At 48.2% G+C, this 17,175-nt stretch carries 15 protein-coding genes; 5 read left to right on the top strand and 10 right to left on the bottom strand.

The window, feature by feature from the left end; translation table 11 throughout:
- Positions 1-95: 95 nt before the first annotated feature.
- Positions 96-1,187, bottom strand: coding sequence for an acyltransferase family protein (locus IS446_RS04395; protein ID WP_203058776.1), 1,092 nt, complete (start codon positions 1,185-1,187; stop codon positions 96-98).
- 22 nt (positions 1,188-1,209) lie between these two features.
- Positions 1,210-1,806, bottom strand: coding sequence for an ankyrin repeat domain-containing protein (locus IS446_RS04390; protein ID WP_203058775.1), 597 nt, complete (start codon positions 1,804-1,806; stop codon positions 1,210-1,212).
- Between the two features lie 237 nt (positions 1,807-2,043).
- Between IS446_RS04390 and IS446_RS04385 the strand changes: the two genes are divergently transcribed.
- On the top strand, positions 2,044-4,140 hold the full coding sequence (locus tag IS446_RS04385; protein ID WP_203058774.1) for a helix-turn-helix domain-containing protein: 2,097 nt from the start codon (positions 2,044-2,046) through the stop codon (positions 4,138-4,140).
- A gap of 107 nt (positions 4,141-4,247) precedes the next feature.
- Here the strand turns inward: IS446_RS04385 and IS446_RS04380 are convergent, their stop codons facing one another.
- Positions 4,248-6,473, bottom strand: coding sequence for an amidohydrolase family protein (locus tag IS446_RS04380; RefSeq protein WP_235996396.1), 2,226 nt, complete (start codon positions 6,471-6,473; stop codon positions 4,248-4,250).
- Positions 6,474-6,535: 62 nt separating this feature from the next.
- Positions 6,536-7,288 (bottom strand): MGH1-like glycoside hydrolase domain-containing protein, encoded by a 753-nt coding sequence (locus tag IS446_RS04375; protein WP_203058772.1) that lies wholly within the window; start codon positions 7,286-7,288, stop codon positions 6,536-6,538.
- A gap of 263 nt (positions 7,289-7,551) precedes the next feature.
- Between IS446_RS04375 and IS446_RS04370 the strand changes: the two genes are divergently transcribed.
- Positions 7,552-8,502 carry an L-threonylcarbamoyladenylate synthase gene (locus IS446_RS04370; RefSeq protein ID WP_203058771.1) on the top strand — a complete coding sequence of 317 codons (951 nt, stop codon included), beginning with the start codon at positions 7,552-7,554 and terminating at the stop codon, positions 8,500-8,502.
- A gap of 133 nt (positions 8,503-8,635) precedes the next feature.
- A complete protein-coding gene (locus IS446_RS04365) occupies positions 8,636-10,639 on the top strand; it encodes a S9 family peptidase (RefSeq protein ID WP_203058770.1) in 2,004 nt (667 codons plus the stop codon).
- 170 nt (positions 10,640-10,809) lie between these two features.
- Here IS446_RS04365 and IS446_RS04360 read toward each other — a convergent pair whose 3' ends face one another.
- The 3 genes from IS446_RS04360 to IS446_RS04350 all read right to left on the bottom strand — a co-directional run bounded on the left by IS446_RS04360 (position 10,810) and on the right by IS446_RS04350 (position 14,060).
- Positions 10,810-12,363, bottom strand: a complete 1,554-nt coding sequence (locus IS446_RS04360) for a serine hydrolase (RefSeq protein ID WP_203058769.1) — start codon at positions 12,361-12,363, stop codon at positions 10,810-10,812.
- Positions 12,364-12,621: 258 nt separating this feature from the next.
- Positions 12,622-13,158 (bottom strand): DUF4251 domain-containing protein, encoded by a 537-nt coding sequence (locus IS446_RS04355; RefSeq protein WP_203058768.1) that lies wholly within the window; start codon positions 13,156-13,158, stop codon positions 12,622-12,624.
- Positions 13,159-13,466: 308 nt separating this feature from the next.
- Positions 13,467-14,060 (bottom strand): DUF4251 domain-containing protein, encoded by a 594-nt coding sequence (locus IS446_RS04350; RefSeq protein ID WP_203058767.1) that lies wholly within the window; start codon positions 14,058-14,060, stop codon positions 13,467-13,469.
- Between the two features lie 175 nt (positions 14,061-14,235).
- On the opposite strand from IS446_RS04350, the gene IS446_RS04345 reads away from it, so the two are divergent.
- On the top strand, positions 14,236-14,721 hold the full coding sequence (locus IS446_RS04345; protein WP_203058766.1) for an META domain-containing protein: 486 nt from the start codon (positions 14,236-14,238) through the stop codon (positions 14,719-14,721).
- A gap of 429 nt (positions 14,722-15,150) precedes the next feature.
- Positions 15,151-15,345 (top strand): hypothetical protein, encoded by a 195-nt coding sequence (locus IS446_RS15400; RefSeq protein ID WP_317192167.1) that lies wholly within the window; start codon positions 15,151-15,153, stop codon positions 15,343-15,345.
- Positions 15,346-15,383: 38 nt separating this feature from the next.
- On the opposite strand, the gene IS446_RS04340 is transcribed toward IS446_RS15400, so the two are convergent.
- The 3 genes from IS446_RS04340 to IS446_RS04330 are packed head-to-tail and all read right to left on the bottom strand — an operon-like array spanning position 15,384 to position 17,108.
- Complete coding sequence (locus IS446_RS04340; protein WP_203058765.1) at positions 15,384-15,617, bottom strand: hypothetical protein; 234 nt, start codon at positions 15,615-15,617, stop codon at positions 15,384-15,386.
- Between the two features lie 29 nt (positions 15,618-15,646).
- Entirely contained in the window at positions 15,647-16,540 is an 894-nt protein-coding gene (fabD, locus tag IS446_RS04335; RefSeq protein ID WP_203058764.1) for an ACP S-malonyltransferase, read from the bottom strand.
- A gap of 43 nt (positions 16,541-16,583) precedes the next feature.
- Positions 16,584-17,108, bottom strand: coding sequence for a gamma carbonic anhydrase family protein (locus IS446_RS04330; RefSeq protein ID WP_203058763.1), 525 nt, complete (start codon positions 17,106-17,108; stop codon positions 16,584-16,586).
- Positions 17,109-17,175 lie beyond the last annotated feature (67 nt).

The following is a 17,175-nucleotide window of genomic DNA, read 5'->3' as shown; positions in this document are numbered from 1 at the left end:
GATTATTATTTTTTTAAAAATACCTATTATTCCTACACTTATTGATCTTGATGTGCTTATTTCATTCCCTTTAAGCACTCAGGTTCCATGCTACGCTATACCTCGGCTATGGTCGATATCAGCTTTACCTCCTTTTTCAGTCTCGGTTTTAATCCGAACAGCGGCCTTAAAAATGATACCCTTTTTACCACCAGCTCGTAGATCAGAAAACACCCGGCAAAGGTAAATGCGCTAATGGCGACAAATTGCAGGATGGCGGGAATTTCCGTAGGCAAAATAAGCATGGTACCGGCGTAGAGCACGAACATATGCAAAATATACACCGGATAAGCCGCTTCGCTCAGGTAGCTAAGTACAGCACCGGGCCTGTTAAGGTATGTATACCCCGTGCCGAACACCCAAAAGATCCAGCTGTTGGATTCGACAGCCATCAGGTAGCCCGGAGCTTCGGTGGCATATAGCGCATAGCGCACCCCGAACAATACAGCGGCCAATGCGAAGTACCCCCAACGCCATTTGCGTACGGTCTCCCAAAACGTATTCCCGCTAAGCATGAAGACAAAGCCGAAAAAGAAGGCCAGCAACCCCAGGAAGAAGCCGTGCCAGGTCTCTGCATACATCGCAAACAACTGGGGTTTTACAAGCATGATCTCAGCGATAAAGAACACCGTTACCGATAAGGGCCCCAGCGGATTCCTCATGATGCGTGCCAGCCCTTTGACCCACTTGCTGTCCGCACTTTTCTTCATCCGGAAGAACAACGGTGACAGCACTACTACATACGCAAAAATATTCCCCAGGAACCACAGGTGGCCTGCATGCGGATAATACGACAGGGGCATATGGTAGTATTTCTGGAACAACAGGATGTGCAGGGGGGTAATCGCTGCAAATCCGAAGACGAAGGGCAGCAGGATCCTGCGGGCACGTTCTGAAAGCAGCTGCTTCCAGTTGCGTTTGCGGATGGCGAAAAATACGCCCATCCCGGAAACATAGAACAAGAACGGAATACGCCAGACGTTGAGCATGGTCATGGGTTTCCACAATCCCTCCAGGAGTTCGTCACTCCTGATAAAGCCGATAAAGGTGGCCCAGGGTTGAAATACTATGGCGATGTGATAGAGCAGCAGCAGGCCAATGGCAATGACCCGCAGCCAATCGATATCGTATCTTCTGTTCGTTTTCATGATCCTTGTTTTTTAAGATTGACTATTGTAACATCACGGCGATTACCGGACGTGTTTTTTCGATCTCATTCAGGTCGAATTGCATCCCGAAAGGTGCCAGTTGTTGCTGAAGCATCTCGTAAATAGGTTTCACCTCGTCAAAAGCTCCCATAACCGATTCCCTCGGGGTGGCTCCAAAGGCATTCTTAGCCTGAAGATTTGCCCCGGCATCCATAAGCAGTTGTACGATCTCTACCCTGCAGAAAAAGGCGGCCGTATGGAGGGCGGTGGCCCCGTCATTATTCTTGACTTCGAGGTCGGCCCCGGCATCGATAAGCGCCTCGGCGATCTCCTTCTTATTAAAGCTCGCGGCAGTGATCAAGGGGGTCGATCCACTCAGGGCGTCCCTCTCGTCGATATTCGTTCCGGCTACAATATGCTGCCTTACCGCCTCAAGGTTATCGGTAAGGACCGCCTCCTGCAGTCCGACCTTCGGTGCTTTTACTTCCGACAGGGCTGCGCTCCCACCGGCGGTTCGTTCTACGGACTTTTCGCCTTGCTGTCCGCAGGCAGTGAACATTAAGAGTCCCAGGGTCAGGATTCCTGTGGCGATTCGTGATTTGATCTTTAAAGTTTTCATGATCTTTTTATTTAAAGGTTTAACATTTGTTTTTGTTACTACAAAGTTGGGGCTAACCATGACGCAGCACCTATGACCTATGCAGAGGAAGCTATCAAGTTTCAACAGCCCTTGAAAACTATGGCGCAGGGATATAAATTATGACGCAAAACGCATGCGGAACACGGTAAATAAAGGGATGGTGGAATAGGGCATATGTGCCCGCAATTTTCTAATTTAGAAGCTCCAAACAACAGCATGACCCATACTTCTTCGCATCGATCGGCATTTCTTTCACAAACTGAAACCATTCTTCAGGAGCATTTAGGCAACGAGAACTTCGGTGTTTCCGAACTTGCGGAAGCCCTGCATATGAGTCGGTCGAACCTGTTGCGGAAGATCAAAAAAGAAACCGGATTGTCTGCAAGCCAGTTCATTCGCCAGGTGCGCCTGCAAGAAAGCTTACCCCTGCTCAAAGAGGGATCGATGACGGTCTCTGAGGTTTCTTTCAAGGTCGGATTTGGCAGTCCGTCCTATTTTATCAAATGCTTCCGGGAACACTATGGTTTTCCTCCAGGAGCACTTGAGGAACAAAAAGAAACTCTAGAGGAAGTGGTCGAGGAAAGTACCCGACCTAACACTGTTGCCCCTAAACAAGAAGAAGTCCCTTCCAGAAAGAAATACCTATGGCTACCGCTTCCGGCCCTACTCCTTATCGGGGCCTTAGCCTACTTTTTACTGTTTCAGGAAAAGGAAAAAGGCATCGAAATAAAAGTTGATCGGTCGATCGCGGTACTTCCCTTTAAGAATGAAAGTGCCGATTCGACCAACCTGTATTTTGTGAACGGACTCATGGCTTCGGCACTGAACAACCTGCAGAAGATCGAAGACCTTCGGGTGGTGAGCCGCACCTCGGTAGAGAAATACCGGAAAACCGACAAAAGCATCCCCGATATTGCCAAAGAACTGCAGGTGAACTACCTCGTGGAAGGGAGCGGACAAAAGATCGGGAAGCGAGTGCTGCTCAATATACAACTGGTCGATGCTGCTAATGACACACCCCTGTGGACCGAACAATACGACCGGGAGGTGGTCGACATCTTTGAATTGCAGAACGATGTGGCCCAAAAGATCGCCAAAGCCATCGAGGCCGTGATCACCCCTGCCGAGCTCGAACAGATCGAAAAACGCCCTACCGACAATCTGGCAGCCTACGATTACTACCTGCAGGCCTTGGATCCCTATCAGTCCCGTACGGAGGAAGGACTGGAAAAAGCCATCCCCCTGTTTGAAAAGGCGATCAGTGAGGATCCGAAATTCGCTATGGCCTATGCCGATCTGGCCATTTCCTATTATTTCCTGGATATCAACCGCCAACAAAAACAGTACACCGAACGCATCAATAAAAATGCCGATAAGGCATTGCTTTACGACTCCCGGTCGGACCTGAGCCTGATCGCAAAGGCCCTTTATTACATCCATACGGGAGAATACCGCCTGGCCGTCCCTCACCTAGAGAAAGCCCTGGAATACAACCCGAATTCGGCTGCCGTGGTGCAGGTACTTTCCAGCATTTACAACAATTACCTTCCCGATACCGCCAAATACCTGAAATACGCCCTGATGGGCTCCCAACTGGAGATCGGAGTGAACGATTCCATCACCCAAAGTTATATCTATTTGGGCCTTAGCGATGCCCTGGCGCAAAGCGGATTCACAGAAGAGGCCATGACCTATATGGGCCGATGCACAGACTTCGACCCGAACAATTACTATGCGCCCTACCTGAAAGCGTTTATTCAGTATGCGAAGGATGAGGATCTGGAGCGGGCAAAAAATACATTGATCCGGGAATTCAAGAAAGACACTACCCGCCTGGACCTCATGCAGGAGGTAGGCAAGCTGTACTATTTTCAGGGAGATTATGAAGGTGCCTTCCCCTACTATAAAAAATTCACTGAGCTCCGAAAGTCCCGGGGCCTGACCATTTATCCGCACGAAGACCTTAAGATCGGTATCGTCTACGAAAAGATGGGGCTGAAAGCAGAAGCTAAGGAATTTGTCGACCGGTACGCGGACTACTGTGCTGCTGACGCATCCATTTACAAAAGTGCCAGTACGGCCTTTCTCTATCTCTACCAGGGGAAAACAGAAGAGGCTATGGAACAGCTCAAGGCCTTCGCCACCCGTGACCATTACAAATACTGGATCCTGTTATTCCTCGAAAAAGACCCGCTGATCAAAGGCCTGCAACAGCATCCCGAATATCAGACCACCATTCAGCAGATCCATGACCGGTTTTGGGAAAATCAGAAGAAGCTTCGGACTTCCCTTGAAAAGAGCGGCCTCCTGTAAAGTTTAATCTGCCCCCATACCTCAACCAGTGTTAGGAAATAAAACCCCAACCCTTACGGCAATGATAAAATTTAAATGCACGCCGGTTTACCACCAGGCCCTGCCTTTTACTGTCTTTGCTTCGCCTGCTCCAGCATCGTGAAGGACCCGTCCAGATCGCGATGCACCCTGGCCGTCCATTCACTATTATTCTCCAGGGCAAAGGTCACCAGGTAGTTCATGCCTTTGACCACCTGACGTTCGGCCGACAGGATCTCTTTTAGCGGTGAGGCATTGTTCATTCGGGAAAGCACAAAATCTACAGCCTCCTCTACTTCCGGAGTGATCTCTGTAGCCGACCATCCTCCGGGCACAGGTGTCTTTGATTTCTTCGTCACACTTAAATTCCCATCCAGGTCCCTGTAAACGGTGACATTCCAGGTTTCCCCGTTCTCCAGGATGAAGACCAGATCGTAGTTCAATCCCCTGACCACCTGTTTCTTTGCACGTAGCACCTCCCTGAGCTCCGCATTAGGCCTTACGGCTCCCAAAGCATAGTCCAAAGCTTCTTTCACATCGCCTTCTACTTTGGTTGTATTCCACCCACCCAGGGCATTTTCATTCTTATACACGGTTTTTCCTTCTTTTATGGTTTCCAATACTTTGATCTCGTTGATCTTCATCGGATCCACTTTCAACGGATTCCTATTCAGGATCACCAGATCAGCTAATTTACCCTCGGTAAGCGTCCCCTTACTATCCTCTTCGAAATGCTGAATGGCCGACCATTCGGTAAGCGATTTAAGTCCTTCATAAGGAGTCAATCGCTGATCGGGTCCAAGAATGAATCCGCTGCGCGTTACCCGGTTCACTGTAGCATCCAGTACCCTTAACGAATTGGGAAAGGTCACCGGAGCATCGTGATGGGAGGTCATGGTCATCCCTGCATCAACTACATCCCTGGAAGGGGAAATATAGGCAGCCCGTTCTTCCCCGAGCACCGATTCCCTATGCCAGTCACCCCAATAGAAGGTGTGCATGGGAAACAAAGAAGGCAGGATCTCCAGGCGAACCAGATCGGGGATCTGGTCCTTCCTCAGTGTTTGTCCGTGGATCATCACCGTGCGGTGATCGGGATACCCATGGGTACTTTGGGCCGCATCCACCGCTTTGATCAGCTGGTCGATGGCCGCATCGCCATTGGTATGTGCCAGGATCTGCCATTGGTTTTCAAAGGCCGTGGTCACGTATTCGATAGCCTTTTCATCCGGAAGAATAGGATATCCCGTATAGCAGCCTTCCTTTCCTTCAGGGTTTACGTGGTAACATTTCGATAGCCAGGCGGTTTTTCCCTGAGGCGAACCATCCAGGGTGAGTTTTACCCCCCCTATGCGATAGTGGTTCGTATAACTGCGGTCGGGCTTGTAAAAATCCGGAGTTACCGCCTCCTTATTCCAGATCAGGTCCGGATAGGCCACCACATCGATAAAGAACTGATTCCCGGCGGCAGCCTTCTCAAAGGCCGAAGTAACATCGGCAGTACTGCGTCCGTCCTGAGCCGTGGTATACCCGTAACCCGCGTATTGCTCCTGTCCGCGCTGAACACTCTTCTGCTGGAGCTCGGCATCGGTCTTTTCCATGATGATGGGTAGTAAGGCATTAAAGAAAGCCGCTTCCTCCAGAACGCCATTGGGTTCCCCGTTGCTGTCCCTGCGCATGACTCCGCCTTCGATCTCCCCTGTGGCTTTGGAATACCCCACCACTTCAAGAGCCTTGGTATTCACACACGCCAGGTGGCCGGATTGGTGAATGACCACCACGGGAACCTCGGTGCTTATCCTGTCCAGTACATCTTTGGTAGGGTGTTGTTTTTCCTGAAGCTGTGAATCGTCATACCCGTTGGCAATGATCCATCCCATTTTTCCCACCAGGAACTTGCCATCGTCGCTATCTGCCCATGCCTTAACGGCATTTACCAGCTCATCAAAACTGCCTCCGGCACCATCAGGCGGGGACAGCACGTTGGCCGCCTGACTCAGCAATCCGGTGTTGTACATATGGCCATGGCCGTCAATAAACCCGGGCAACAAGGTTTTACCGTCCAGATCTACCCACTGCGCATGGCTTCCAAAATTGGCCTTGGCCTCTTCAGCACTGCCCACAAAGGCGATCTTACCCTCCCTTTCCACCAGGGCCTCTGCATAAACAGGAGTTGGGCCTTCCATGGTCAGGATATCCCCGTTGTGATAAATAACGGCCTCAGGTTCCTGAGCTGACTTTTCAGCATTCTTTGAATTACAGGCCACCAACGCAGTGAACATCACCACCCCTATGATCGATAATCTTCGTTTCATCATTTAAATTTTAAAAATTCAATTTACTGAATTACAATGTATTGTCATCGCATTAGATGAATTTAACTATCCTGAGTCTCCGCCAGGTATTCCCTGTATATGGCCACTGGCACCAGCCCTGTCCACCCGCAAAAATCCTTTTTGGAAGGCATGCCATAGGCGATCAGATCGGGGACGTAATTTTCCCAGAAGGTGCCGTTAGCCTCGAACACCGCTGCCACAGCAGTGTAGGTCTTCACGGCGAGGTCGTAAGCCAGTTCGTGTTTGCCATAGGCCGTTAATCCCTTCAACACCATATAGGTTGTAGGCGGCCAGACCCCGCCCAGCCAGTAATCGCCCCAACCCTTATAATCGGGGTCATCGGCAAAAGCGAGCAAGGGCGGATTAATAGATACGGGATGGTCTTTTGACCAAAGCGGCCTGCCATCGCTGCGGTATTCCCTGCAGATAAATCCATCGGGATCCATGCGGTCATAAAAATTATTCAGGGCCTGATACACAGGCAGGGTATCCAAATGGTACTTGGCGAAACAGACGATAAAACAGGTATCCCAAAGGAAGATGTTATCGGAAAAGGCGGCATCGACGAAAGGCTTTTTAAAAAAGGGTTCACTGACGCCCCCGCGCACCTTAGCCTTGGTGAGCTCCAAAGCTTTGGTGTACATACGCTCACTTAGATCGGTCGATACCGGCGGAGTGTTCACCTTGATCCGGGGTCCGGGATCCGGAAGAAATGCAGATTCGCATCCTGATGTCAGCGCTGTTGCCCCGAAAAGTCCCAGAACCGCATTCTTATTAAACTCTCTTCTTTTCATCTTGCACATTTATGCTTCACAGGTCCTGTAGATAAGGGTATTGCGGAAGGAGTGGGGTCAGGAAACTTCTTAAAAATAACGCAAGGCCCTGATATTCACAATTTTTACAGCCGAAGATTTGCAAACACCTTCCTTTCGCATTTCTCAAAAAGGGCGTATAAATTAGAAACTTTGCTGTTTGATAACGACCGGAGTGAAGTATCTTTGCTGAAGTATACATGCCCCGAACACCGTTCGTGAAATAAAAACAGGTAGTGGAAAATATGTCAGACATCGAAAAAGCAGCAACCCTCCTAAAGCAGGGCGAGCTGGTTGCCATCCCGACCGAGACGGTTTACGGACTGGCCGCCAATGCCTTTTCTAATGAAGCTGTGGCGAAGATCTTCGAGACCAAGAACCGTCCGTCTACCAATCCGCTTATCGTCCACATCCATTCGATCGACCAATTGCCGGAGATCGCGAGAAACATCCCGGATATGGCCTATACCCTGGCCGAACATTTCTGGCCCGGGCCGTTGACCATGGTACTGGAAAAAGCTCCGCATATTTCTGATAAGGTCACTGCGGGAAAGACTACCGTTGCTGTGCGCATCCCCGACCATGAGCTTACCCTTGAATTGTTGCGTAAGCTTGACTTCCCATTGGTAGCACCCAGTGCAAACCGCTCGAACCATATTAGTCCGACCCGACCCGAACACGTAAAGAACTCCTTAGGCGATAAAGCACCTTTTATCCTTGATGGTGGTCATTGCACCAGGGGCATAGAATCGACCATTGTGGGCTTTGAGCGAGGCACACCAACGATCTACAGGTTGGGGACTACCGCCAGAGAAGAGCTCGAGAAGGTTCTGGGCAGACCCGTTGAAATGGGCAACACCCCCGGAAAGGTGGTCGTAGCACCGGGAATGTTTAAAAAGCATTATTCCCCAAGAACGCCGTTTACCGTGACGACCAATGTACAGGAAGAGGTAGAAAAACACCCCGGTAAAAAACTGGGGATCCTGTATTTCGGCGATCCGGACACCCCCCCCGCACATGCCCTGTACCGAATTCTCTCCCCGGAAGGAGACGCCCGGGAGGCAGCCTCAAAACTCTACGGTATGATGCACGAACTTGACGAACTCGGCCTCGACCTCATCATCGCCCAATTACTCCCTGAAGAAGGCGTTGGGGCTTCCGTGAACGATCGCATGACCAGGGCTGCTTCTAAGTGATCCTATGAACACAATCACTTAAATTTTCCCGCGATTCAACATCCCTCCCTTTTACCGAAAACGGAACCACAACCTCCTTTAATTCACACAAATTCAATATCTTAATACAGTCAATAACCAACACCATTACTTTATGAAAAGAATAGTCTTATTGCTGTTCTTAGCAAGTTTTTCCTGGGGATATGCTCAGGAATCAGAGGTCTTAACACCCATGGACATTGCTAAGCTGCAACAGGTAACCAGTGCCATGATCACTGAAGACGGAAAAACCGTTTATTACACGGTAAGCGTTCCTGCCGATCCGAAGGTCGAAAACGCTCCGGCGAGCAGTCATTTGTACAAATACGACACCGATACCAAGGCCCATACTGCCCTGATCACCGATCATTCGGTGGGTAACCTGGCCTTTCGTCCGGGTAGCAACACACTTACCTTTACTGCAAAACCCGAAGGTGCCGATCATACGGGCATCTACGAAATGACGGCAGAGGGAGGTGCTCCTGCCCTGATCCTCTCTTATGGAAATTCCATTTCGGGATACGACTGGAATCCTGATGGCAACACCCTGGCCTTTATTGCCAAAGAGGTGGAAGAAGAAACCAAGCCTGACCTTCCCTATACTCCCGAGATCTATGAGGAAGGTATGAAAATGAGCAGGGCTTTTGTTACCGATCTCCGCAGCGACAAACTCACTGAGATCCCGATGTCGGGTCATGTTACGGCCGTAGCCTGGAATGGCAATGGCGGACAAATAGCGGTGCGGGTATCGCCCAGTACCCTGGTCGACGATTTCTACACCAGCCAGAAGATCTATATCCTAAATACCATAGACCGATCCATCGCCGGGGAGGTCATGCACAAAGGTAAAATGGGCCCTATGAAATGGTCGCCCGACAGCAAGTTCCTCGCCTTTATAGCCGGCGCCGATGAGCACGATCCCACCGCAGGAAGACTGTTCAAGGTTCGCCCCGTAGGTGGTAGTCCGATGATGCAGGCCGAAGGTATGGAAGGCTCTATAGATGGCTTACAATGGTCGGCAGATGGCCATCTGATGTTCCTGGCAAGCGAGGGAGTAAGTTCGACCCTGGGAAGCATAGATAAGAACGGCAAAATGACACGACTATACACCAGCCAGAACTATGCTATCAATGACTTCAGCGCCGCCAATAATGGTGTGGTAGCTGTTGTGGCCAGCACTCCGGAGCACCCTTCAGAATTGTTCCTGCTCAAGGGTATGGGCAGCGCTCCGGAACGCATCACCGACCTCAACCCATGGCTGAAGAATAAAAAAATGGGGAAACAGGAAGTAATTGTTTACAAGGCGAAAGACGGGATGGAGATCCAGGGACTCCTGATACATCCTGTAGAAAAGAATGGTCCTGTGCCCATGATCACCGTGGTTCACGGCGGACCGGAGGCGCATTATGACAACGGATGGCTCACCGGATATTCCATGCCGGGACAGATGGCCGCAGGACAAGGATTCGCGGTGTTCTACCCCAACTACAGGGGTAGTACCGGCCGGGGTGTGAAATTTGCCATGTCGAGCCAGGGAGATCCCGGAGGAAAAGAATTTGACGATATCATAGACGGGATCGATCACCTGATCGCCAATTACGGGATCGACAAAGACCGGGTCGGGGTCACCGGAGGTTCTTACGGTGGCTATGCCACCGCGTGGATGTCTACCCGACATACCAAGCGCTTTGCGGCCGGGGTGATGTTCGTGGGTATCTCCAACAACCTCTCAAAATGGGGAACCAGCGATATTCCTGAAGAGATGTTCCTGGTGCACAGCAGAAAGCGTATCTGGGACGATTATGAGTTCTTCCTGAAACGCAGCCCCATTTACTATGCCGATCAGGCCGAAACTCCACTGCTCATTATGCACGGTAAGAACGACACCAGGGTAGATCCGGGGCAATCTTACGAATTGTACCGACACATTAAAACCCGTACCGACACTCCGGTACGTATGGTGCTCTATCCGGGAGAAGGTCACGGTAACCGAAAATCGACCGCCCGTTACGACTACAGCCTGCGCATGATGCGCTGGTTCGACCACTATTTAAAACAAAAGAAAGAAGACCTTCCGCAGATGGAGAATAAAGAAGCCGAATTGCTCTTTAAAAATTAGGCCAGGCTATGGTGAGCAAAGCTCAATTCCGGCAGGACCAAAAGCAAATTTGAATTCGCCACCTCTCGGGGTGGCGTTTTTCTATCGGGGATACATAACGAAAGTTGCTCCTGCAAAAGAGTGAGGAATACTGTCAAACCTCCTTTTAGAGTCCGCCGGGGAATACTGCCCTACCTGGTCTTGATGAATTCGTATTCTGAGTATTCGATCCTTGGATCCACCTTGAAATCAAAGCCCAGAACTTTATTGTTCAAAACGTAAAACGGTACCTCAGACCTCCCGAAAAGCGGATTGGAAAAGGTGCACAGGTAGGTAGCATCATGCAGGTGTTCCAGTTTTCCGATAAGATCAGGATGCTCTGAAAAATGCAAGATGAGGTCATTTTGCTGTCTCCTGATGGCGATCTGACCATATGCCGTGTTCGAGTAATTCCCTATTATGGCCTTGGTTGGTAATTTGGGCACTAATCGATTGTCTATGGCCCGTAATGAATCTATTCTCTGGTCCCGAACGGTATTCACACTTCCTCTTCCGATAGCAGATTTAACGGTATAATCTTCCGGGTTTATTCCCAGGTAGGTATCCTGAATCTTGTTCAACAGGGATTGGGCAAAGAAATTATTGGTATTGGTGAGGATAACCACCCCCAGTTGTTCCTCAGGGATATAAGAAAGCACAGCCGTATACCCTTCAACCGAACCATCGTGATAGTATTCTAATTTGCCATGAACATCGCGTATAAATAATCCCAGACCGTATAAATTAAACCGGGTACGTCTCCCCATACGCTCATCCAGGTCGACCAGGTTATGAGGTTGCCTGATGGCTCCGACACTACGGATAGGCAGGATCGGTTCTCCCAGCAACCAGCCGTTATTAAGCTGGGCATATAACCAGTTTGAGAGGTCTTTTACCGTAGAGCTCATACTGCCTGAAGCGGCGATATTATCGATCTGATTCACCGGCACCTCAACAAGCTCGTTATTGACCAGGGCGTGTGGCCGGGCCACATTGCTATTACCGGATAAAGTAGCCGATAAGGTGAGGGTACGATGCATCTTTAGCGGTTTCAGTATACTGTCTCTCACCACTTCTCTCCAGGTCCTTCCGGTCACTTTTGGAATAAGCTCCCCTGCAGCCACGTAGGCGGCATTGCTATACCCCCAGGAAGATCGAAAATCATTGGGCGCAGCAATACGGCTCATGCTTTCTATGATCTCAGCCCGGGTTAGCCTGGAGGTCCAGTGCACAAAAGAGCCCTGAAAGGCATCAAATCCCAGCCTGTGCGAAAGCAGGTCTATGATATTGGCTTCCTTGGACGCGTAGGGATCTTTCAACCTAAACTCCGGCAACCATCTTTGTACTTTATCCGTTAAACTAAATGATGACGATTCTGCGATCATCGATAAGGCCGTAGCCGTAAACTGTTTGGTGAGCGAACCGATCATGAATAGGGTATTCTCGTCTACGGGAACAGTATCATGAGCCCTTGTAACTCCATACCCCTTGCTTAGCACCACGTTGTTGTTTTTAATGATCGCAACAGAAAGTCCGGGGATCTTCCATTCGGCCATACCTGTAACGATATACTGTTCCAGACTATCGGTTATAAAAACGGGAAACTGCTCTTTTTCCTGTCCCAATACAGCCATAGGAAGCAGCAAAAGAAGATTTAGAAACAGGGGTATTCCTGCGCGGTAAATACGGTAATGGATATATCCCATTATCATAGAAAAAGAATTATAAGATTCAAGTCAACAATGATCAAAAAACTGGTTCGGCACAAGCAGGTGGCTACCGGGTTCACTTCTTGCTTGGATCCTGGTAACAGTGTAACTCTCGTTAGGGACAGACCCACTGCTCCATAAGGATCTTATCGATCAACAGACAAGAGATATACAAGCAAGTACCCATACCTGGCAAGCATGACTGGCCTGCAGACTACCTTATTGCCTTCCACGGCCAGGTTTAAAGTCGTGTTCTCAGATCTCTGTTCTTTCCTCGACCAACTTACCCTCATAACTTATCGTACTCCTGTTGGCGCTATTTACCCTAAGGATAGCGCTCTTGTTCGGAAACACGGTCATATGCATAGTATAGGTATTTGATTGTCCGGTGACATTGAAAGAGATCTCGTATTGGTTTTTACGCTCATTGAACTTCATACGCATGTTCTGGGGTGTGGCATCTTCAAAGGCAATATTTTGGTCAAGGGAGTTAAACTGCACATTGAACGACTGCGAACCAAAAAAAGGAAGCTGTCCCGAGACCTTGTTTCCGGAAACTTGCACAAAATTCGGATTCCCCAGTAAATTGATCCTGTTCGGGCTGTCACCTACCCTGGTAAGACCACCCATATTGATTTGTTGTTGTGGTTTGGCCCATTCGGCCCTGAATTCTATGCCCTGATCGGTTACGAGTTCTTCAAATCCGCTCCATTCGTCACCCTTTATGACCTCCTTAGAAGCACTACAGGAAAGCATCAGGAGAGCTGTAAATAATAAACCAATTTTTTTCATACATATAGATTTTATACTACATCATACACAAATATGATACCACAATCATCAGCTTTATTATACAAACCGTAATGTTATCATTAACAAAATTTATATTAACAGATGGGCTTGATCTCCCACAAATCAACCCTAAATGAAACTTTTAAAGCTGTTTTTCAGGTCATTTCATCACATCTAAATTCATTATCACCTGCACGATGATCATGATTTCTGTAGACGCCTTATCGCAAAGCAGATGAATTTACGCTATTTAGAAAATAGACGATAACAAGAACCTGTATATCGGATGGTTGATCAGGGTCTCCGACCTACTCCTCGGGTTCCTCCGTGTCTTTTTCCAGTGCCTTGATACGCCCCTGGTAGCTTATATTATTTCGGGAAGCACTACTAATACGTAGGGTTGCTGTGGCATTAGGAAATACCGTTAAAAATACCACATAACCGTCGGTACCTTTTGAGGCAGAAAAACGCATATCGTACAGGTCTTTCTTTTTATTGTAAGTCACCTGCAGATCGCTCACCTCCTCGTCGAACTGTATGGCCTGATCCTGAGAATTAAGGCTAACATTAAATTGCTGGGTACCATAAAAGGGAAGATAGGCGCTTACCTCATCTTTGTTCAATTTTAAATAATTCGGATTACTGGACAGATCGATCCGGTTGGGGGTATCGCCGGGTGGCAGGAGACCTGCCCTCCATAAGGCATTCATGTCATTACCAGATAGCGGCATGGCCCATTGGCCTCTGAATTCAAATTCACGGGATTCGACCATCTGCCGTACCGCCTCCCTTTGGGCTTCCGACACGACCTCTTTGCCTGAACCGCAGGCACCTAATAGTACCACGAGCATGAACATGCCTAACCATTGGGGTACTTGCACTGATCTTGTTGTATATCTCATAACCACGATTATTACAGTTCATAAAGAGTGCCTTTCGCTATCTAAGGACGATCCTATGCGGTGTATTCATCCACCTCTTCTTTAAAAATAACCATTTTTAACCACTGTTTTACAGTTAGTTACCGCTATTTTCCTTAATATTATTCTAAATTTCAAACAACAAAAACCACCGATCATGAAAATCGTCCAACTCTTCTTAACAGTACTCATCGTTGCTACCGCCGTAACCGGTTGTGGTCAACAAAAAGAAAAGAAAGGTGAAGATGCCACTCCCGAAACGGAAAAGCCTGAGCCTGTTGCGAATGCTTCCCTTACCGACGGTTACTGGAAACTTATTACCCTTAAGGGTGTCGATGTAAGCAATGTAGAAATGACCGATGAAGCCTCCTTAGTATTCCTTGAAGAAGAACGCAGGGTTGCCGGCAGCAACGGTTGTAATCGTATTGGTGGCTTCTACACGTTGGGGGATAACAACTCTCTGAGCTTTTCACAATTAATGAACACCCAAATGGCTTGTCCCCCAAACGATATCGAAGGTCCCTTCATGGATGTTATGACAACCACAGAAACCTATAGCATTACGGGAAATACGCTTACCCTGGGCAGCAGCACTTCAGAAACCCCACTCGCCGTGTTCGTTCTTGATCCTACCAAAGAATAACTTCAGGCAACCCTATATAGCGACCATATACGGGTTTGGGGAAGTCTGGGATACTTGGCCGCAGAACCTAAAGTTGTACCCTGTTTCGCTATGGTAAACGTATCATATGACCAAATAAATGTTTAACCATTTATTTTTCAGTGCGAATTTCAGGGCTGCTATAAGTTTTATCTATACCGCAAGATTAGCACGCCAAAACCCCAGTAAAAAAAGGGGGTTTAAAAAAAAAGCAACCTTCGCTTAAGTCTATGAACATAGGGGGTAACAAAGGAATGTGCTTATCGTATTTAAACATTCCTAAAGACTAATCTTACAGCGGAGTATTGGTGCTTTGGGGAGGCTCAGGAGCGTTATTTCTATTTTACATAAGATATAACTATTTGACTTAAGTGCCTGTAAACACGTTATTTGAGGTATAATTCTAAATAAATCATTTTGATACGAATCAAAAGAAAGACCCGAGTAGAAAAAAGGTACAGCAAAAAGATGGGGAACGTGAGCGTGAAAGTAACTTATATTAAGAAGATGCTTTTAGGTTTAATTCCGCTTCAAACTTTGCACAAGTACCGCGAGACCTATTACGGCACGGTCAAAGATTGCAAAGACTGTGTACTTTCAGCCTAAAAAAGAAAAGCCCCGGATGATCTCCGGGGCTTTTTTTATTATTTGATCTTGCCGATCTTTTTCTTTAATCGATCCTGAACTTTTTCAGCTTCTTCTTCCAGGGCCTCCCCGGCTTCTTCTGCTGCGTCTTCAAGTTCTTCTCCGGCTTCCTCAAGTTTCTTACCGGCCCTTTTCAGGGAATCTTCGATCTTTTCTGCAGTAGTTTTCTCCCTGCAGGAAACTGTTCCAACCGCTACTCCCAGGGCCAGAACAATCATTATAAACTTCTTCATTTGACGATCCAGGGTTAACAGGCCACAGGCTATTCCTCCGAAATGAATAACCCCGATGCCACTTCAGCACTGCGATCGATCTTTTTCACAAGACCCTGCAGCACTTTTCCGGGACCTACTTCGGTAAAGGATGTAGCACCATCGGCGATCATTTGTCTAACGCTCTGCGTCCATTTAACAGGAGCTGTTAACTGAGCGATCAGGTTCTTCTTGATCTCTTCAGGATCAGTCACAGCGGTTGTGGTCACATTTTGGTATACCGGACAAATCGGTGTGCTAAACTCCGTTTGTTCAATAGCTGCTGCCAGTTCTTCACGGGCAGGCTCCATAAGTGGTGAGTGGAAAGCACCTCCAACAGGAAGTAGCAGCGCTCTTTTCGCTCCGCGTTCCTTCATGGCCTCACAGGCCTTTTCAACGGCATGCAGCTCACCGGAGATCACCAACTGTCCGGGACAGTTGTAGTTCGCGGGAACAACGATACCTTGCATATCTGCACATACTTCTTCAACGTCTTTGTCGTCTAAACCTAAAACCGCAGCCATGGTACTTGGTACCAGCTCACAGGCTTTCTGCATAGCCATAGCTCTTCGGGATACCAGTTGGAGTCCGTCTTCAAACTTTAATGCGCCATTGGCTACCAGGGCAGATAGTTCTCCCAGTGAATGCCCCGCAACCATATCCGGTTTAAAGGCGTCTCCCATTACTTTGCTCAGGATCACCGAATGCAAAAAGATCGCTGGTTGGGTAACTTTGGTTTGCTTGAGGTCTTCGGCAGAACCTTCAAACATGATATCGGTAATGGAAAACCCAAGAATTTCGTTCGCTTGTTCAAAAAGTCTCTGGGCCTCGGGAGATCTCTCATAGAGGTCTAATCCCATACCCGAAAATTGCGCCCCCTGTCCGGGGAAAACAAATGCTTTCATGCTTCGTGTTTTGAATATTCAAATGCAAAAGTAGCTAATTAATTCAAACCGTATCACCTTCCTTGAACCAGGAGGCATAGGTCACATAATTATCGGCAATACGCTGTATCTCACCAGTGCTGAGTTCCGGACTTACCTTGCCTATATTTTTAGCCGGTACGCCGGCATAAATACAACCCGACTGCACCCTGGTTCCCTTGGTCACCACAGCTCCGGCGGCAATAATGGCATTACTTTCTACCACACATTCATCCATCACAATACTTCCCATACCAATAAGCACGTTATCTTCTATGGTACAGCCATGCACAATGGCATTATGCCCTATAGAGACATTGTTACCAATGGTTACCGGGCACTTCTGGTAGGTACAGTGTATCACTGCTCCATCCTGCACATTGACCTTATCGCCCATTTTGATGAAATGTACATCTCCGCGTACGACCGCGTTGAACCAGACACTACACTCATTTCCCATGATGACCTCTCCAATGATGGTGGCATTGTCGGCAAAAAAACAATTCTTTCCGTATTGTGGGGCTTTCCCCCTGACTTCTTTGATGATCATGCTTGCGCTTTTAAGCAAATTTCGGGGGAATTCATCTAACCTGAAAACAAAAAAACGCTCTTTAACA

It is taken from the genome of Robertkochia sediminum (genome assembly GCF_016786255.1).
GTDB lineage: Bacteria > Bacteroidota > Bacteroidia > Flavobacteriales > Flavobacteriaceae > Robertkochia > Robertkochia sediminum.
The sequence above is the reverse complement of the archived record's forward strand: the minus strand, read 5'-3'. Positions and strand labels throughout refer to the sequence as shown.